Annotated in this window: 11 protein-coding genes and 1 pseudogene; 4 read left to right on the top strand and 8 right to left on the bottom strand. The window is 61.6% G+C overall.

Annotated features, from left to right (window positions below):
- Positions 1-10: 10 nt before the first annotated feature.
- From KGA97_RS06680 to KGA97_RS06655, 6 genes and pseudogenes are all read right to left on the bottom strand, one after another.
- The gene (locus KGA97_RS06680; protein ID WP_223480440.1) at positions 11-2,728 is read right to left on the bottom strand and encodes a nitrate reductase; all 2,718 of its coding nucleotides are present in this window, start codon (positions 2,726-2,728) and stop codon (positions 11-13) included.
- A gap of 20 nt (positions 2,729-2,748) precedes the next feature.
- A pseudogene (locus KGA97_RS06675) lies at positions 2,749-3,948 on the bottom strand (NAD(P)/FAD-dependent oxidoreductase); the annotation flags it as partial.
- 413 nt (positions 3,949-4,361) lie between these two features.
- Positions 4,362-6,032 carry a bifunctional protein-serine/threonine kinase/phosphatase gene (locus KGA97_RS06670; RefSeq protein ID WP_223480439.1) on the bottom strand — a complete coding sequence of 557 codons (1,671 nt, stop codon included), beginning with the start codon at positions 6,030-6,032 and terminating at the stop codon, positions 4,362-4,364.
- Positions 6,033-6,039: 7 nt separating this feature from the next.
- Entirely contained in the window at positions 6,040-7,251 is a 1,212-nt protein-coding gene (locus tag KGA97_RS06665; protein WP_008027395.1) for a nitrate/nitrite transporter, read from the bottom strand.
- A gap of 314 nt (positions 7,252-7,565) precedes the next feature.
- Positions 7,566-8,141, bottom strand: coding sequence for an ANTAR domain-containing response regulator (locus KGA97_RS06660; RefSeq protein ID WP_008027390.1), 576 nt, complete (start codon positions 8,139-8,141; stop codon positions 7,566-7,568).
- A 15-nt stretch (positions 8,142-8,156) separates the two neighbouring features.
- Positions 8,157-9,368: a CmpA/NrtA family ABC transporter substrate-binding protein gene (locus KGA97_RS06655; RefSeq protein WP_008027389.1), complete on the bottom strand. Its 1,212-nt coding sequence runs from the start codon at positions 9,366-9,368 to the stop codon at positions 8,157-8,159.
- Between the two features lie 229 nt (positions 9,369-9,597).
- Here KGA97_RS06655 and KGA97_RS06650 point away from each other — a divergent pair, with 229 nt between their 5' ends.
- On the top strand, positions 9,598-10,617 hold the full coding sequence (locus KGA97_RS06650; RefSeq protein ID WP_032832392.1) for a quinone-dependent dihydroorotate dehydrogenase: 1,020 nt from the start codon (positions 9,598-9,600) through the stop codon (positions 10,615-10,617).
- Positions 10,618-10,849: 232 nt separating this feature from the next.
- Here KGA97_RS06650 and rmf read toward each other — a convergent pair whose 3' ends face one another.
- Positions 10,850-11,065 carry a ribosome modulation factor gene (gene rmf / locus KGA97_RS06645; RefSeq protein WP_003223300.1) on the bottom strand — a complete coding sequence of 72 codons (216 nt, stop codon included), beginning with the start codon at positions 11,063-11,065 and terminating at the stop codon, positions 10,850-10,852.
- Between the two features lie 531 nt (positions 11,066-11,596).
- Here rmf and rlmKL point away from each other — a divergent pair.
- On the top strand, positions 11,597-13,867 hold the full coding sequence (gene rlmKL / locus KGA97_RS06640) for a bifunctional 23S rRNA (guanine(2069)-N(7))-methyltransferase RlmK/23S rRNA (guanine(2445)-N(2))-methyltransferase RlmL (protein WP_223480438.1): 2,271 nt from the start codon (positions 11,597-11,599) through the stop codon (positions 13,865-13,867).
- A gap of 143 nt (positions 13,868-14,010) precedes the next feature.
- Positions 14,011-16,401, top strand: a complete 2,391-nt coding sequence (locus KGA97_RS06635) for a GGDEF domain-containing protein (protein WP_223480437.1) — start codon at positions 14,011-14,013, stop codon at positions 16,399-16,401.
- A gap of 129 nt (positions 16,402-16,530) precedes the next feature.
- Here KGA97_RS06635 and dacB read toward each other — a convergent pair whose 3' ends face one another.
- On the bottom strand, positions 16,531-17,991 hold the full coding sequence (gene dacB / locus KGA97_RS06630; protein WP_008037767.1) for a D-alanyl-D-alanine carboxypeptidase/D-alanyl-D-alanine-endopeptidase: 1,461 nt from the start codon (positions 17,989-17,991) through the stop codon (positions 16,531-16,533).
- A 234-nt stretch (positions 17,992-18,225) separates the two neighbouring features.
- Between dacB and KGA97_RS06625 the strand changes: the two genes are divergently transcribed.
- The gene (locus tag KGA97_RS06625) at positions 18,226-18,570 is read left to right on the top strand and encodes a YggL family protein (RefSeq protein ID WP_008027379.1); all 345 of its coding nucleotides are present in this window, start codon (positions 18,226-18,228) and stop codon (positions 18,568-18,570) included.
- Positions 18,571-18,681 lie beyond the last annotated feature (111 nt).

Below are 18,681 nucleotides of genomic sequence, written 5' to 3'. Positions count from 1 at the left end.
AGTGTTTTCCTCACGAGATGACGGCGATCGGCTGCGCCGTGGCGGCCAGCAAACGCTTGATTTCCGGGACGCACGAGCCGCATTGCGTGCCGCAGCCCAATTCCTGTTTCAACCCCTGCAAATCCAGGCCCCGACGGATACCGGCACAGACCGCGCCTTGGCTGACGTTTTTGCAGTTGCACAAGGTTTTAGTGCCGGCAACCGATGTGGCGGAGTTGCCCGGTGGTGCGCTCAGCGGTGCAAGCAGCCAGCGCCGCAGTTGTTCATCGGCGCGACCTTCTTGCCAAAGGTCCTGCAGCCAGTGCTGTGCGAGGGTTTCACCGGCCAGGCGAATCGCGGTGATCCGGCCATGCTCGATCCGCACCCGTTTGCCGATGGCGCGCCGTGGGTCGTCGTACGCCAGGACCGGCCCTTCATTGAGCCCAAGGCAGCGGTCGATTTCGCATAACAATTGCGGATCTGGCGCTGTGGCGCTGGCAGCGCGTATGAGCAGCGCAGGGCGCTCACGACCAGTGAGGCTGAGGCTGACGTAGGAAAACGCCTCACAGAGCGGTCGTAGCGTCTCAAAATGCTGTTGAACATCGCCCTCAATCAGTACGAAAAGGTTCCAGGGCAAATGCACGGGGTCGATTCGTACGCCGCTGTGTTTGAGTTCCGGTTGTTTCGACAACGGATCGAACGCCGGTTGGGTGAGCGCATTGACCCCGCCCTTCAGGAACCGGTCGCCCCAGTGCATCGGCAGAAACGCCTGGCCCGGACGCACGCTGTCATCGCTGCCGACGGCGACAATCACCGCGCCGCGACGGCTTTTCAAACTGACCAGTTCTCCCGGTTGCAGTCCATGGCGATGCAATTCATCCGGGTGCAGGCTCAGCACGGCCTCGCTGACATGACCGAACAACTGCGCGGCAGTGCCGGTGCGGCTCATGCCGTGCCATTGATCGCGCAGGCGGCCGGTTATCAGGGTCAGCGGGAATTGCCCATCGCGTTGTTCCTTGGCGGCAAGGTACGGATCGGCCACGAACCGGGCACGCCCGTTGGCGGTCGGGAAAACTCCGTCCCGATACAGTCGGGCCGTACCTTCATGGGCGCCGGCTGGAAACGGCCATTGCTGTGGACCGAGACGATCAATCAGCTCATGACTGATACCGGACAAATCCAGGTCCCGGTCGCGCGTCAGGAGTTTGTACTCATCGAAGACCTGCGCCGGGGTGTCGAACGCAAACAGACTGGGTTGTCCGGGACGCAGGTGTTTTTCCAGGCGCTGTGCGAAATCCACTGTAATTGCCCAGTCGGAACGCGTTTCTCCGGGAGCGACAATCGCCCGGCGAACGTGGGAAATCCGCCGTTCGGAGTTGGTCACCGTGCCGTCTTTTTCGCCCCAACTGGCAGCAGGCAGCAGCAAGTCGGCGAACGCGGCGGTTTCAGTGGTGCGAAAGGCTTCCTGCAACACCACGAACGGGCAGGCTTGCAGGGCCTCGCGCACGGCGCTCTGGTCCGGCATCGATTGCGCGGGGTTGGTGCAGGCGATCCACAGGGCTTTGATGGTTCCGTTACGAACCTGCTCAAACAATTCGATCGCGGTGAGCCCGGTGTTTGCCGGCAGTTGATCCACGCCCCAGTAGGCTGCGACTTCTGCGCGATGCTCGGCATTGGCCGCTTCGCGATGGCCTGGCAGCAGGTTCGACAGGCTGCCGGTTTCGCGGCCACCCATGGCATTCGGCTGACCGGTCAGGGAGAAAGGTCCTGCGCCGGGACGGCCGATCTGCCCGGTGGCCAGGTGCAGGTTGATCAAGGCACTGTTTTTCGCACTGCCGGCGGTGGACTGGTTCAGTCCCATGCACCACAGCGACAGAAAGCTTGGCGAGGTGCCGACCCACTCGGCGCATTGCTGCAGTTGCTCAACGCTGATCCCGCACAGCTGCGAGACCATTGGCGGCGTGTAATCGCGCACCAGGTTTTTCAGTTCAGCCAGGCCTTCGGTGTGGGCCTCGATGAAGTCGCGGTCGATCCAGCCTTCCCACAGCAGCAGGTACAAAATCCCATGGAACAAGGCGACATCGGTGCCGGGAAGAATCGCCAGATGTAGGTCAGCCAAGTCGCAGGTATCCGTACGACGCGGGTCGATGACGATGACTTTCATCTGTGGTCGGCGGGATTTGGCCTCTTCCAGGCGACGAAACAGGACCGGGTGGGCGTAGGCCATGTTACTGCCGACGATCATCACGCAGTCGCTTGTCTCAAGGTCTTCGTAGCTGCATGGCGGTGCATCGGCACCGAGGCTGCGCTTGTAGCCGACCACTGCCGATGACATGCACAGGCGCGAATTGCTGTCGATGTTGTTGGTGCCGACCAACGCTCGCGCCAGTTTGTTGAAACTGTAGTAGTCCTCGGTCAGCAACTGCCCGGAGATGTAAAACGCCACGCTGTCCGGGCCATGTTCGGCGATGGTTTCGGCGAATACGCTGGCGGCGTGATCAAGGGCGGTGTCCCAGTCGGTGCGGCTGCGGGCCAGGCCTTTGCCCAGGCGCAGTTCCGGGTACAGCGCTCGGGCTGCGAGGTCGCCGGTCAAGTGCAGGGTCGAGCCCTTGCTGCACAGCTTGCCGAAGTTGGCCGGGTGGGCCGGATCGCCGCTGACGCCGAGGATGCGCTCGCCGTCATGCTCGATCAGCACGCCGCAGCCGACCCCGCAGTAGCAACAGGTGGAGGCGGTGATCTGGCGGTTCATCAGCTGGCTTCCCGCATGGTTTCACCAAACATCAGGTGATTGCGGATTTCGTCGATATTCCGGTTCTCGCGAATCTGCCGGAAATACCAACCGCCATCGGCCGTGTCGCCGTACAGGCAGGCCCCGACCAGCACGTCGTCCTTGATCACCAGTTTTTTGTAGATCCCGCCGATCGGGTCGGAAAGGGTGATGGTTTCGGTGCCTTCGCCGCCCATGAAATCGCCGGCGGAGAACAGGTCAATGCCGGTGACTTTCAATTTGGTCGAGGTCACCGAGCCTTTGTAGCTGGCGAAGCCAAGCTGTGCGAGATGGTTGGCGCAGACCTTGGCCTGTTCGAACAGCGGCGCCACCAGACCATAGGCGATGCCGCGATGGCTGGCGCATTCGCCGATGGCGTAAACCCGTGGGTCGTAGGTTTGCAGGGTGTCGTTGACCAGAATCCCGCGGTTGCACGGGAGCCCGGAGCGTTCCGCGAGTTCGGTCGCGGGGCGGATGCCGGCGGCCATCACCACCAGGTCGGCGGGGATGCGGTCGCCGTTCTTGAACTCGACCGAGCCGACCCGGCCATTGCCGGCATCGTGCAGGGCTTGGGTTTGCTCGCGCAGGCGAAAGTGCAGGCCACGGTCCTCAAGCGCGGTTTGCAGCAGGCGGCCGCTGACGCTGTCCAGTTGCCGTTCCAGCAACCATTCACCGTTGTGCACCACGGTGACGTGCATGCCGCGCAGCATCAGGCCATTGGCCGCTTCCAGGCCGAGCAGGCCGCCACCGATGACCACCGCGTGCTTGTGGGTTTTGGCGGTGTTGATCATGGCTTGGGTGTCGGCGATGTCGCGGTAGCCGATCACGCCGTGCAACGTGTTGCCCGGGATCGGCAGGATGAACGGGGTCGAGCCGGTGGCGATCAGCAGGCGGTCGTATTCGGCCTCGGTGCCGTCGTCGGCGATGACCCGACGTTTGATCCGGTCGATTTCTACGACTCTGCGGTTGAGCAGCAACTTGATGTTGTTGTCCAGGTACCAGTCCAGGTCGTTGAGCGCGATCTCTTCGAAGGTTTGCTCGCCGGCCAGTACCGGCGACAGCAGGATGCGGTTGTAGTTGGTATGGGGTTCGGCACCGAAGACCGTGATGTCGTACAGCTCGTTGCTCAGCTTGAGCAGCTCTTCCAGGGTACGAACCCCGGCCATGCCGTTGCCGATCATCACCAGTTTTAGTTTTTTCATCAGGTTCTCCGGGGAGCTCGGCCCCGCCTCGACAGGGCGTTCAGGTCGTGCTCGACAAATTTTGCGCAAACAAAAAAAGGCGTCCCGCTAGTTGCCTAGCGAGGACGCCTTTGTCCTGGTCCCGTTCTCTCGGGAAGCGCATCCTTCGTCGTTGAAGGCTGGGCTTTATGTCTGTTGAGAGAGGTAATGCAGTGGTTGTGCCAAGTTGACCTACACCCGGTTTTGTTGGCTCGGAGTGCTTAATCAAAGGGGGCTTCTGCACCGAATCGAAGCGTGGTGCCCGCTAATGGAGCGGGTTGCTGATGGATTTGTGTTGGCTGTCAGTCCGCCTTCGCGAGCAAGCTCAGCTCCTACAGGTCGATCAACCCGCAACCTGTAGGAGCGAAGCTTGCTCGCGAAAGGCGCGACTCGGTCTAGCCGCGAAACAGCAAAACCAGCAGCACCACATTCACCAGCAGCGCCACCAACGCCAACGTCCGCCAGACCTTCACTGGCTCGCGCTCCAGCAGCGGCCGGGGCCGTACGCTCAAACTGCGTCGTTCACCCTGTTCCAGCACCAATAACCATTCTTCCGCAGTTTCGAATCGCTCCGCCGGGTCCGCCGCCACCGCACGCTCCAGGCTTTGTGCGATCCACTCGGGCAGGTCCGGGCGGTAACGACTGGCGCTGACCGGTACACCAAACCGTGGACGCTGGAACGCTTCGATTTCGCCGTAGGGATAATGCCCGGTGAGCAGGAAATACAAGGTCACGCCGGCCGCATACAGATCCTGTTGCGGGTTCGGCGCGTCACCGCGAAAAGCTTCCGGCGCAATGTAACTGGGTGTTCCGGGCAGGGTCGATGCCTGATCTTCAGACAGGCCGGGGCAGTAGGCCAGGCCGAAATCCAGCAACCGCAGCTCGCCGTCATCCCCCAGCAGCAGATTCTCCGGTTTGATGTCGCGATGCAGAATCTGCCGTCGATGCAACATACCGACCGCACGCAGCAAACGTTCCGCCAGATCCTGCCATTGGGCCAGCGGCAGCGTTGTGGTTCGCTCGGCCAGTTGCGCCAAAGTCGAGCCGGAATATTCACGCATCACGTAGTACAAATGCTGACGCTGACTGGCGGCATGGACTTCAGGGAAATGCCGACCGGCCACGCGCTTGAGAAACCATTCCTCCGACAGCAGGGCTTGCCCGGCCAGGTGATCGTCGCGCAATGCGCCGGGCAGGGTTTTGAGCAGCCAGGGTTGTTGCTGAGCGTCGCGCACCCGATAGAGCAGCGACTGCTGGCTCTGGCCGAGTATTCCTTCGACGTGCCAGCCCTCAAACGTCTGGCCCGGTTTCAGCGCTGGCGGCAGTGGCCATTGCTGCACATGAATCAACGCATCGCCGATGCTCGTTTCACCGAGGGCATCGACCCGCACCAATAACGCGCTGGCGTTGTCCTGACTGCCCGCCAGATGCGCCGCATGCACCAGGGTCTGCGCGGCGCTGTGCAGATCCGGTTGATCGCGCAGAATCGCCGCAATCGCGGTGTCGCCCAGCACAGCCCAGATGCCGTCGCTGAGCAGCACGAAATGCTCATTCAGCCGCAGTTCGCCATCGAGAAAATCCAGCACCAGATGCTGATCGAGGCCGAGCGCCCGTTTGAGCACATGCTGCATGCCCGGTTGATCCCAGACGTGGTCCTCCGTGACCCGCTGCAATTGATCGGCGTGCCAGCGATAAACCCTGCAGTCACCGACATGCGCCAAGGTAAAACGCCTGCCGCGCACGACCAAGGCACTGACCGTGGTCAACAGCGGTTGCCCACCGCCATTGGCCTGCAACCAGCGATTTTGCGCCAGCAGCAAACGATCCAGTGCCTGGGCGACACCCCAGGTTTCCGGGGTGGCGTAGTAGTCCAGTGCCAGCGCCTGCAAGGTCGAGCGCGCTGCGAGGCCGCCATCGGCGCACTGGCTGACGCCGTCGGCGATGGCGAACAGGTAACCCTTGCTCGCCGCCAGTGCCGGGGCCGGCGTCACCAGGCGCAGGGCGTCCTGGTTCTCCTCGCGCGGACCGATGGCGCTGGCTTCGGCAAAACTCAGTTGCAGGCTCATTCAGCCCTCACACCCGCGCAGCAGTGACGGCCGCGGAACCCCAAGTGGTTCTCCAGCGACGCTTCACACCGTGCAGACCGAACCAGGCGAGGACGCCGAGGCTGGCGAACAACCACAGCGCCAGTTGATAACTGCCGGTGCTTTGCTTGATCGCGCCCATGCCCGCCGCGAGGGCGAAGCCGCCGATGCCACCGGCCATGCCGATCAAACCGGTCATCACACCGATCTCGCGACGAAAACGTTGCGGGACCAATTGGAAAACCGCACCGTTACCGGCACCCAGACCGAGCATTGTGCAGACGAAAAGTGCCAGCGCCGCGTAGGAACTCGGCAAGTTGAAACCCACCGCCGCAATGCAGATCGCCGCCACCGTGTACATCGCCAGCAATGTGCGAATCCCGCCGAAGCGGTCGGCCAGTGCGCCGCCCAGAGGACGCATCAAACTGCCGCCAAACACGCAGGCCGCCGTGTAGTAACCGGCAGTCACCGGGCTCAGGCCGTATTGGTCGTTGAAGTAGCCGGGCAGGGCGCTGGCCAGGCCGATGAAGCCGCCAAAGGTCACGCTGTAGAAAAACATGAACCACCAGCTGTCGCGGTCGCCCAGGGCTTTGAAGTAGTCGGACACCGACTTGGCTTTCGGCCGTTCAGGCGCGTTTTTGGCCAGCCAGGCGAAGACGATGATGGTCAGGATCAGCGGGATCAGCGCGAAGCCGAACACGTTGCTCCAGCCGAACGCGGCGGCCAGCACCGGAGCGATCAGCGCGGCGAGCACGGTGCCCGAGTTACCGGCCCCGGCGATGCCCATGGCCTTGCCTTGATGCTGCGGCGGATACCACTGCGACGCCAGCGGCAGGGCCACGGCGAACGACGCGCCCGCCATGCCGAGGAACAGGCCCAGCAGCAGCGCTTGTTCGTAACTTTGGATGCCGTGCTTCCAGGCGACGAACAGGGCGCAGATGACGATCACCTGGCCGATCAGCCCGGCGGTTTTTGGCGACAGGCGATCGGCCAGCATGCCCATGATAAAGCGCAGTACGGCCCCGGCCAGAATCGGCGTGGCCACCACCAGCCCGCGTTGTTGGGTGGTCAGGTGCAGGTCGGCGGCAATCTGCACCGCCAGAGGGCCGAGCAGGTACCAGACCATGAAACTCAGGTCGAAATAGAGGAAGGCCGCGAACAGGGTCGGGGTATGGCCGGATTTCCAGAAGCTTGAATTCATCGCGCACCTCAGCTGTGAGTCGTCTCGAGAAGGAGTCATGAGCTTGCAGGTGGGGGGCCGCAACGGCCGCACCACCGGCCCCGGTCTGTGGGGCCAAAACAAAAAAACGCCGCCACCCGATTCGCCATGGGCAAATGAGGTGAGCGACGTCTTTGTCGTAGGTGGGGCAACCGCCGTTGGTTACCTGTAGTGATTGCTTAGCGAGATTTGTGCCAACAGTCCGAGACCGGGTCGACCCTTTCGCGGGCAAGCCTCGCTCCTACAGTTCGAACGCAATTCCTCTGTAGGAGCGAGGCTTGCCCGCGAAGGGGCCTTCAGCCGAGCAGCTCACTCATCGCAATGATCTGCTCCGCCACCTGAATCAGCTTCTGCTGCCGGCTCATGGCCTGGCGGCGCATCAGCGTGTAGGCCTCTTCTTCGTTGCAGTCCTTCATCTTCATCAGCAGCCCCTTGGCCAGCTCGATGCGCTTGCGCTCGGCCAGTTGCTGGTCGCGGGCGTGCAGTTGCGCGCGCAGGGCCTGGTCGCTTTCGAAGCGTGCCATGGCCACGTCGAGAATCGGCTGCAAGCGTTGTGCGTGAATGCCTTCGACGATGTAGGCGCTGACCCCGGACTTGATCGCCTGACGCATCACGTCGGGGTCATGTTCGTCGGTAAACATCACAATCGGCCGTGGCTGGTCTCGACTCACCAGCACCACTTGCTCCATCACATCGCGGCTCGGTGACTCGGTATCGATCAAAATCACATCCGGACGCACCGTTTCGACGCGCGCGGGCAGGTCGATGGTCAGGCCGGACTCGTCGATGACCTCGAATCCGGCTTCGGTCAGGGCGGCTTTCAAGCGGCCGACTTTCTTCGCGGTGTCGTTGATCAGCAGGATACGCAGCATGTTCGTAGTCTCCTGTCAGCGGCTGGCGAGTAGGGGCGAGCTGTCGCTCATGGCGTGCAGTTTGAAGCTGCGGGCATATCCGGCCGGGTCCGAGCCGTCCCAGATTTTGCCGTCGATCAACTGGCTGCTGCGCATTTCCCTGGCCGAAGAATCGACATCGACCGCGCTGGCGGCCTCTCGATACAAGTCTAGTTGCTGGACCTGACGGGCCACGGCGAGGTAGTCCGGGTCGTCGCGCAGCAAACCCCAGCGACGGAACTGGGTCATGAACCACATGCCATCGGACAGGTAAGGCTGATTGACCTCGCCAGCGCCATGGAAGCGCAGCGCGTGCAGGTCTTGCCAGCGGTTGCCGAGGCCGTCGGCGTAGTCGCCGAGCAGGCGCGGTTCGATGCAGTCGAGCGGCGCGTCCAGGTATTGGGGGGCGCTCAGCAATTGGGCGGTGCTGCGGCGATTCTCGACGCTTTCTTCAATGAAGCGGCTGGCCTCCAGAATCGCCTTCACCAGCGCCCGGGCGGTATTGGGGTATTGCTCGACGAAGGCGCGGGTGCAGCCGAGGACTTTTTCCGGATGATCGGGCCAGATGGTCTGGGTCGTTGCCATGGTGAAGCCGAGATTGTGTTTCACGGCGCTGGCGGACCAGGGTTCACCGACGCAGAAACCGTCGATTCGCCCGGCTTGCAGGTGCGCGACCATTTGCGGTGGCGGCACCACCACACTGTCGACGTCATGCAGCGGATGAATGCCCTGGCTCGCCAGCCAGTAATACAGCCACATGGCGTGGGTGCCGGTCGGAAAAGTCTGGGCGAAGGTGAGTTTTGGGCGAGTTTGGTGCACGTGGCGGTCCAGTGCTTCAGGACCGGTCACGCCCAACGCCTGCAAGCCGTGGGAAAGGTTGATGCTCTGGCCGTTCTGGTTCAGGCCCATGAGCACCGCCATCTCGGTCGGCGCCACGCCGCCGATGCCCAGGTGCACGGCATAGATCAAACCGTACAGGCTGTGGGCGGCATCGAGTTCGCCGCTGACCAGTTTGTCCCGCAGGTTGGCCCAGGAAGACTGGCGCTTGAGGTTCAAGGTCAGGCCGTAGGGCTGGGCGAAGCCCTGAGTGGCGGCGACCACCACCGAGGCGCAATCGCTCAAGGCCATGAAACCGAGGTTGATGTCGGTCTTTTCCGGGGCATCGCTGCCGTTGACCCAGGCCAGAGGGCCCGCTGTGGTTTCATTCATGGCAAAACACCTTCCAAAAAAAACGTCGTCCCAGGCCTTCGCGCAAGCAAAGCCGGGTGACGACGCCATTGTCCTTCCACTCATCCCGTCGTTGGCATGAGTGCTGATGCCTGTGTTGGTGCAAGGCATATGCCATCGCTTGCTGATTTTGTCGCGCGCCTCGCTTGCGACCCCGATGCCCGGCTATAATCGCCGCCTCATTTCGCCGCCATTCGAGTCAACGCCGCCCATGTACACCCTGGCCCGTCAGCTGTTGTTCAAACTTTCCCCGGAAACCTCCCACGATCTGTCCCTGGACCTGATCGGCGCGGGCGGGCGTTTGGGCCTCAACGGCTTGCTGTGCAAGGCGCCGGCAAAAATGCCGGTGAGCGTCATGGGCCTGGACTTCCCGAACCCGGTGGGTCTGGCGGCCGGTCTGGACAAGAACGGCGCGGCCATCGACGGTTTTGCCCAGTTGGGTTTTGGTTTTGTCGAAATCGGCACCATCACGCCGCGTCCACAGCCGGGCAATCCGAAACCACGGATTTTCCGTTTGCCGGAAGCTGAAGCGATCATCAACCGCATGGGCTTCAACAACCTCGGCGTCGATCACCTGCTGGCCCGCGTAGCTGCGGCCAAGTACAAGGGCGTGCTGGGCATCAACATCGGCAAGAACTTCGATACCCCGGTCGAGCGTGCGGTCGACGACTACCTGATCTGCCTGGACAAGGTCTATGCCCACGCCAGCTATGTGACGGTCAACGTCAGCTCGCCGAACACCCCGGGCCTGCGCAGCCTGCAGTTCGGTGATTCGCTCAAGCAATTGCTGGCTGACCTGGCGACTCGTCGTGCCGAGCTGGCGTTGCGTCACGGTAAACATGTTCCGTTGGCGATCAAGATCGCACCGGACATGACCGACGAAGAAACCGCACAAGTCGCTCAAGCGCTGATCGAAACCGGGATGGACGCGGTGATCGCCACCAACACCACCCTGAGCCGCGTTGGCGTCGAAGGCATGGAATACGGTGACGAGGCGGGCGGTCTGTCCGGGGCGCCGGTTCGTGACAAGAGCACCCACACCGTGAAGGTGCTGGCGGCCGAGTTGGCGGGTCGTTTGCCGATCATTGCCGTGGGCGGCATCACCGAAGGCAAGCATGCCGCCGAGAAAATCGCGGCGGGTGCGAGCCTGGTGCAGCTCTATTCCGGCTTCATCTACAAAGGCCCGGCGCTGATTCGCGAGTCCGTGGACGCCATCGCCGCCCTGCGCTAAACCCCGTACTTGTAGGAGCGGCCGGTCGGCGTTCCGTTTGCCGGCGAAGGCGTCCTGACGATCGCTTTCGCCGGCAAGCCGTGCTCCTACAAGGGGAATGTGTTTTGTCAGAATGCAGGCATAAAAAAGGGCCCCTTGAAGGAGCCCCTGGGCCGAAGCCCGCCGCCCGGATGGGGCGTGCGTGGTAAGTCGTTACGTAATCAGGTTGTCGTGTCGGAGTGTGTGCCCTGTGTTAGCCGACGGCGTGAAGTTCGTTGAGTCTATGGATTCCCGCAGTGCCGGTCATACCGTCCCAGTTGTCGCCGCGTCCTTCTCGCCAGCCGTTAATCCAGGCTTGGCGTACTGACGGTAGAGTAAATGGGCAAAGCTCACGGGATTTGCCACCAACGCCATATTGATATCCGCGCAAAAATGCTCTTTCCAACGGATCACGCTTAAGTCTTCTCATAGGGTGTTGCCCTCACTTGTTGACTGTATGTATCGCGTTGACCTCAATCGAGGTCTGGCAGAAATGTCTGCCGTTGGGGGGCTCGCTGCCGGCGTGGCGAGCCAAGGTGTTGACGTCCGTTGTGGCGCCAACCTGTATTGAGTTCTAACCAATGCGTCACATCGAGGGAATGATCGTTTTGTCATAAGGACGTAACCATAAAGATGCTATGGCCATAAGTAACACGATGTTTGTCCCGTGTTTATTAGCCAAAGCCCTGTATGATCGGCCCCCCGCAGGATGATGGGGTTAATCCTTTAGTGAGAATGCCTCGCGTTGGTCTCGGGCATTATTCGACGAAGGGTCGAGTTATGACATTTTGTTGCATCAACTTTTTTATCTGCCCGTGCATCTAAGCTCTTCTAACCTGAGCAGCACGGGTGGGACGGCACACCTTCGTGCCACGCGGGCGCTCTTTTAGAAAAGCGCCTGATTGAAAACCGGGCCGGCAATGCGTTGTCGGTTCACTTAGCCAAAGGCTCTGAAATTCCAATGTCCGATCAATTCGAAATCTTCCTCACTTGCCCCAAAGGCCTCGAAGGCCTGCTCATCGAGGAAGCCGTCGGGCTTGGCCTTGAAGAAGCGCGTGAGCACACCTCTGCCGTGCGCGGCATGGCGACCATGGAAACCGCTTATCGCCTGTGCCTGTGGTCGCGTCTGGCGAACCGGGTGCTGCTGGTGCTCAAGCGTTTCCCGATGAAGGACGCCGAAGACCTGTATCACGGCGTGCTCGATATCGAGTGGCAAGACCACATGCTCAACGACGGCACCCTGGCCGTCGAGTTCAGCGGTCACGGTTCGGGCATCGATAACACGCACTTCGGCGCCCTGAAAGTCAAAGACGCCATCGTCGACAAACTGCGTACCCCGCAGGGCGACCGTCCGTCCATCGACAAGCTCAACCCGGACCTGCGCATTCACCTGCGCCTGGACCGTGGCGAAGCGATCCTGTCCCTCGACCTCTCCGGCCACAGCCTGCACCAGCGTGGCTATCGCCTGCAGCAAGGCGCGGCGCCGCTGAAGGAAAACCTCGCGGCCGCCATCCTGATCCGTTCCGGCTGGCCGCGCATTGCTGCCGACGGCGGCGCGCTGGCTGACCCGATGTGCGGTGTTGGTACGTTCCTCGTCGAAGCGGCGATGATCGCCGCCGATATGGCACCGAACCTGCGTCGCGAGCAGTGGGGTTTCACCGCGTGGCTTGGCCACGTGCCGGCGCTGTGGAAAAAGCTTCACGAAGAAGCCACCGAGCGCGCTGCGGCCGGTCTGGCCAAGCCACCGCTGTGGATTCGCGGCTACGAAGCCGACCCGCGCCTGATTCAACCGGGCCGCAACAACGTCGAGCGTGCCGGCCTGAGCGAGTGGATCAAGATCTACCAGGGCGAAGTCGGCACCTTCGAGCCGCGTCCGGACCAGAACCAGAAAGGCCTGGTGATCTGCAACCCACCGTACGGCGAGCGTCTGGGCGACGAGGCGAGCTTGCTCTACCTCTACCAGAACCTCGGCGAGCGTCTGCGTCAGGCCTGCCTGAACTGGGAAGCGGCGGTGTTCACCGGCGCGCCGGACCTGGGCAAGCGCATGGGCATCCGCAGCCACAAACAGTATTCGTTCTGGAACGGCGCGTTACCGTGCAAGCTGCTGCTGATCAAGGTCACGCCGGATCAGTTCGTCACCGGCGAGCGCCGCACCCCGGAGCAGCGTCAGGTCGAGCGCGAACAGGCGGAATACGATCAGGCACCGAACGAGCCGCAGGAACGCCAGTACAACAAAAACGGTAACCCGATCAAACCGGCCGCGGCACCCGCTCCGGTGATCGAGCAACCGCGTTTGAGCGAAGGCGGGCAGATGTTTGCCAACCGTCTGCAAAAGAACCTCAAGGCGCTGGGCAAGTGGGTCAAGCGTGAAGGCATCGACTGCTACCGCGTCTACGATGCCGACATGCCGGAATACTCGATGGCCATCGACCTGTATCAGGATTGGGTCCACGTCCAGGAATACGCCGCGCCGAAATCCATCGACCCGGAAAAAGCCTCGGCGCGCATGTTCGATGCACTGGCAGCCATTCCACAGGCGTTGAACATCGACAAGAACCGCGTAGTGGTCAAGCGTCGCGAGCGTCAGAGCGGCACCAAGCAGTACGAACGCCAGGCGGCGCAAGGCAAGTTCGTCGAGGTCAACGAAGGTGGCGTGAAGCTGCTGGTGAACCTCACCGACTACCTCGACACCGGGCTGTTCCTCGACCACCGGCCAATGCGCATGCGCATCCAGAAAGAGGCGGCCGGCAAGCGCTTCCTCAATCTGTATTGCTACACCGCGACGGCCAGCGTCCACGCAGCCAAGGGCGGCGCGCGCAGCACCACCAGCGTCGACTTGTCGAAAACCTACCTCGACTGGGCGCGTCGTAACCTGTCGCTGAACGGTTTCTCCGACAAGAACCGTCTGGAGCAGAGCGACGTGATGGTCTGGCTGGATGCCTGTCGTGACGAGTTCGACCTGATCTTCATCGACCCGCCGACCTTCTCCAACTCCAAGCGCATGGAAGGGATCTTCGACGTGCAGTGCGATCAGGTGCAGTTGATCGACCTGGCCATGGCACGACTGGCGCCGGGTGGCGTGTTGTACTTCTCCAACAACTTCCGCAAGTTCGCGCTCGAGGAAAACCTCACCGAGCGCTACGCGGTCGAGGAGATCACGACCCAGACCATCGATCCGGACTTCGCCCGCAACGGCAAGATCCACCGGGCCTGGAAAATCACCGCGCGTTGACAGTTTTTTGCATTGGATCCACAGAGCCTTGATTTTTAAAGGCTCTTGGCTTCTTTCAGTGCTGGTCAAATTGATGGCTAATAGCTATAACTCATCGCATGGCCAATGGGCTTTTCCGGCACCTGGCGTTTTGAGTTGCCTCTATGTCGTTGCACGCCGTGCGCCCAAAGATCCTGGGTTTTATCAGTGAAGACGTCTCGGCCTGGCTGGTCGCGCTGTTTGTATTGGTCGTCGGCGGGGTTCTCACCGGGTTGCTCGCCTGGTCGACCCTGAATCTGTTTCACCAACAATTGCGGCAACGTTTCCAACTGCTGGCCAGTGAACGTTACAGCCGTATCGAAGAACGTTTCGAAGATCAGGAGCAGCGCCTCGATGGCCTGCGCCGGTTCTTTGTCAATTCCGCTTCGGTTGCCCGCGAGGAATTCGACGGTTACACCCAACCTTTGCTGCACCGGACTCAGGCCTATTCGTTCGCCCTGCGGGTCAGTCGTGCCGAGCGGGCGGAGTTTGAGCGTCGGGTGCGGAAAGAGGGGGTACCCGATTTCAACATTCGTGAGCTCAATGCCGACGGTCAGCTGCAATTGGCGGCGGAGCGCGATGAGTATGTCGCGGTGCTGTACAGCCAGACCCAGAGCAAGCTCGGCTCACCGTTGGGTTACGACCTTGCCGCGCAACCCCTGCGCCGTGCCACCCTGGACCGGGCGGACCAGCATGGCCAGATGGCGGTGTCGCAGCCGATGCATCTTGTCGCTATCGAGCCGGCTTATGCGCGGGGCGTGTTGCTGGTGGCACCGGTCATGCCACGCAAAAGTCCAGACACGAAACCTTACGGTTATGTGATGGCGGTGATCAGCATGCGGCAGTTGCTGGCCGATGGCTTGCCGGAAGCGGGCCGTGATTATCTGTCAGTGCGAATCCTCGACCTGTCCATCGAAGAACAGCACGAAGTGCTTTACGAATCGCCCAACGGCCCTGCCGTCAGTGAGTTGTCCGCGACCCGGCTGCTGCGGCTGGCCGACCATGACTATCAGGTCGACATCCAGCCCAGCGAGGCTTTCCTGCAAGCCAACCACTCTTCGGTCAGCAGCCTGGTGGTGCTGGGTGGTTTGCTCAGTCTGCTGCTCAGCTCGCTGCTTTATGTGTTGGTCAGTCAGCGGCAACGCGCGCTGAAAATGGTCGAGCAACGGACCCAGGAGTTGCGTGCCCGTGAGCAGGAGCTGCGCGGTACCCATGGTCAACTGCGTGGCGTGTTGAATGCCGCGACCCAGGTGGCAATCATCGCCACCGACCTGCGCGGCGTCATCAGCACGTTCAACGCCGGGGCGGAGCAGATGCTCGGCTATTCAAGCGTGGAAGTGGTGGGGCACATGACCCTGGAAAACCTGCACCTGCCCCGGGAGCTTGCCGCGCGTTCGGCCGAGTTGAGTGCACGTTATGGCAAACCGATTCCGACCTGCCAGGCGATGTTGGTCGAGGGCGGCGAGGAGGGCGGTCACGAGGCGCGGGAGTGGACGCTGGTGCGTGGCGATGGCAGCCAGTTGACGGTGAACATGCTGGCGACCCCGGTGCTCGACGAGCAAGGTTTGTGGGTCGGGCACCTGGCGATCTGCATCGACGTCACCGAGCGCAAACGGGTGTACGAAGCGCTTGCCGCACGGGATTTGCTCTTGAAGAAACTCAGCGCCCATGTGCCCGGCGGGATTTACCAGTTCAAGATGGAATTCGACGGGCGCTTCAGTGTGATCTACGCCAGCGACGGCATCCGCGATATCTACGAGCTCGAGCCGGATGTCTTGTTGCTCAATGCCGAAGCGATTTTCACCCGGATTCACCCCCAGGACACCACCCGGGTCCGCGCTTCGATCCGGGCGTCGGCGGACACGCTCAGCCCGTGGCGCGAAGAGTACCGCGTGCAGTTGCCAACGCGAGGGGTGCGCTGGGTCCGTGGCGAAGCGACCCCGGAGGAACTGCCCGGCGGCGGCGTGCTCTGGCATGGCTATATCTCGGACATCTCCGATCTCAAGCGCGTCGAAGAAGAGCTGCGGGCGCTGTCGATCACCGACTCGCTGACCGGGATCCACAACCGTCGCTACTTCCAGGAGCGCCTGACCACCGAGATGGTTCGTGTGGAGCGCGGTGGCGGCGAGTTGTCGGTGATCATGCTCGACATCGACCATTTCAAACGCATCAATGACCAGCATGGCCACGCCGTGGGTGATCGGGTGTTGCAGGCGGTGTGCGAGCGCATCGGCAATCGCCTGCGTCGCACCGATGTGTTCTGTCGCCTGGGCGGTGAAGAGTTTATGGTGCTCTGCCCGGACATCGATGGCGAACAAGCCTATGGGCTGGCGCTGGAGTTGTGGCAGGGCTTGCGCAGTTCACCGATCGACGATGTCGGGGTCGTCACAGCGAGTTTCGGCATTGCCAGTTGGCGTGCGGACGAGGGCGCGGATGCGCTGCTGTTGCGGGCGGACTCGGGGGTGTATGCGGCGAAACAGGCGGGACGGGATCGGGTTCAGGGCGAGTTGGGTTAAGTCGGGGCTACACACAACCCCCTGTGGGAGCTAGCCTGCTAGCGATAGCGGTGTGTCAGTCAATACATGTGCCGACTGACACACCGCTATCGCTAGCAGGCTAGCTCCCACATTGGATTTGAGGTGTGCTTACAACACTGAAGCGGTATCCGGCAGTTTCGGCTGGCGATACAGGTCCAGCAGCACCTGATCCAGCACCGACGATGCGCCAAACGGGGCCTTGTCGTTGAGGATCGCCACCACCGCCCAGGTGTTGCCATTGACGTCGCGGCTGAAGCCGGAGATCGCGCGCACGGTGTTCAGGGTGCCGGTCTTGACGTGGGCTTCGCCGCGCATCGCGGTGGTCTTCAGGCGTTTGCGCATGGTGCCGTCGGTGCCGGCAATCGGCATCGAACTGATGAACTCGGCAGCGTACGGGCTATGCCACGCGGCTTGCAGCATCGCCGCCATTTCACGGGCGCTCACGCGTTCTGCGCGGGACAGGCCGGAACCGTTTTCCATCACCAGGTGCGGCGCGGTAATGCCTTTCTTCGCCAGCCACTGACGCACCACGCGCTGGGCCGCTTTGGCGTCATCGGCGTCGGCGTCGGTGCGGAATTTCTGGCCCAGGCTCAGGAACAGCTGCTGCGCCATGGTGTTGTTGCTGTATTTATTGATGTCGCGGATGACTTCCGCCAGGTCCGGCGAGAAGGCACGAGCCAGGACCTTGGCGTCTTTCGGCGTGGGCGCCAGAACATCCCTGCCCTGAATGCTGCCGCCCAGTTCTTTCCAGATCGCCCGGACGGCACCGGCGGTGTACGTCGCGTGATCGAGCAGCGACAGGTAAGTCTGCGAGCTGCAGCCGTCGCCCAACTGCCCGCCGACGGTCACGGTGACGCTGCCGTCGGCCTGGGTCACCGGGTTGTAACGCACGCCACCGGTGCATTGCTTGCCGTTGACGGCCTTGACCTGGTTTTCGATGCGGATGCTGGCAATCGGCGGCTCTACCGAGATCAGCACGCGGCCGTTGTCGTTGCGCGCGACGAAGCGCAGGGCCTTGAGGTTGACCAGCAGCGAATCGGGTTTGACCAGGAACGGTTTGTTCTCGTCATTGCCGTCATCGTTGAACTCCGGCAGTTGCGGTTGCACGAAGAAGCCACGATCCAGCACCAGGTCGCCGGTGACTTGTGTCACGCCGTTGGCCCGCAGATCGCGCATCAGCAGCCAGAGTTTTTCCATGTTCAGCTTCGGATCGCCGCCACCCTTGAGGTAGAGGTTGCCGTTGAGAATGCCGCCACTGAGGGTGCCGTCGGTGTAGAACTCGGTTTTCCACTGGTGGTTCGGGCCGAGCATTTCCAGCGCTGCATAGGTGGTCACCAGTTTCATGGTGGACGCCGGGTTGACCGAGACGTCAGCGTTGAAAATGGTCGGGGTGCCAGGACCATTGAGCGGGATCATCACCAGCGACAGGGCGTTGTCCTGCAGCTTGCTGGCCTTGAGGGCTTTTTCGACGTTGGGCGACAGCGCGGTGTTGATGGTGGCGGCGGAAAGGGGGAGGGCCAGCGGGAGAAGAAGACTGGCCAGCAGCAGTGGACGCAAAGATTTGATCATCTGAAATAAAACCCTACAGCCGAGGGGAAAAAAGACGAGGGCATGAAGATAATTTCCCTCAGTGGTCATGAAAGTGTCGGCATTATGCCCCAAGGTGTAGCGGCTTGTGCCGTGCCCGCGCCTTCTAATCCGCTATTTTTTTACCGGCGGTAACGCGTTGCGCCCAGAGAGTCGGGCAATTGGCGGCTTAAACTGCTAAAGTGCCGCCCGTTATTACTTATGAGGATTGTTCCAATGGCGACTAACCGTTCCCAGCGTCTGCGCAAAAAACTGTGCGTCGATGAATTTCAAGAGCTGGGTTTCGAGCTGAACCTGGATTTCAAAGAAGATTTGGCTGATGAAGCCATTGATGCTTTCCTCGACGCGTTCCTGAAAGAAGCCATGGAAGCCAACGGTCTGGGCTATGTTGGCGGCGACGACTTCGGTCTGGTTTGCCTGCAGAAACGTGGCTCGGTGTCCGAAGAGCAGCGTGCAGCTGTTGAAGCCTGGCTCAAAGGCCGCAGCGAACTGACTGAAGTCACCGTCAGCCCGCTGATCGACGTCTGGTACCCGGAAAAGCCGATCAATCCGGTAGCTTGATGTCATAAAAAACGGCGACCCAAGGGTCGCCGTTTTTTTATGCCTGCTTTTTGATGGTGCATGGCTTGGCCGCCATGGCGATCTCGGAAATGCCTTCGCGGGCAAGCCTCG

It is taken from the genome of Pseudomonas sp. BF-B-15 (assembly GCF_019946675.1).
Lineage (GTDB): Bacteria > Pseudomonadota > Gammaproteobacteria > Pseudomonadales > Pseudomonadaceae > Aquipseudomonas > Aquipseudomonas migulae.
The sequence above is the reverse complement of the archived record's forward strand: the minus strand, read 5'-3'. Positions and strand labels throughout refer to the sequence as shown.

Bases quoted from the DNA above. Each gene is read 5' to 3' on its own strand.
- rlmKL (WP_223480438.1), top strand. From the start codon at position 11,597: ATGTCCGATCAATTCGAAATCTTCCTCACTTGCCCCAAAGGCCTCGAA.
- KGA97_RS06660 (WP_008027390.1), bottom strand. From the start codon at position 8,141: ATGCTGCGTATCCTGCTGATCAACGACACCGCGAAGAAAGTCGGCCGC.
- KGA97_RS06650 (WP_032832392.1), top strand. From the start codon at position 9,598: ATGTACACCCTGGCCCGTCAGCTGTTGTTCAAACTTTCCCCGGAAACC.
- dacB (WP_008037767.1), bottom strand. From the start codon at position 17,991: ATGATCAAATCTTTGCGTCCACTGCTGCTGGCCAGTCTTCTTCTCCCG.
- KGA97_RS06670 (WP_223480439.1), bottom strand. From the start codon at position 6,032: ATGAGCCTGCAACTGAGTTTTGCCGAAGCCAGCGCCATCGGTCCGCGC.
- KGA97_RS06635 (WP_223480437.1), top strand. From the start codon at position 14,011: ATGTCGTTGCACGCCGTGCGCCCAAAGATCCTGGGTTTTATCAGTGAA.
- KGA97_RS06625 (WP_008027379.1), top strand. From the start codon at position 18,226: ATGGCGACTAACCGTTCCCAGCGTCTGCGCAAAAAACTGTGCGTCGAT.
- KGA97_RS06665 (WP_008027395.1), bottom strand. From the start codon at position 7,251: ATGAATTCAAGCTTCTGGAAATCCGGCCATACCCCGACCCTGTTCGCG.
- KGA97_RS06680 (WP_223480440.1), bottom strand. From the start codon at position 2,728: ATGAACCGCCAGATCACCGCCTCCACCTGTTGCTACTGCGGGGTCGGC.
- KGA97_RS06655 (WP_008027389.1), bottom strand. From the start codon at position 9,368: ATGAATGAAACCACAGCGGGCCCTCTGGCCTGGGTCAACGGCAGCGAT.
- rmf (WP_003223300.1), bottom strand. From the start codon at position 11,065: ATGAGAAGACTTAAGCGTGATCCGTTGGAAAGAGCATTTTTGCGCGGA.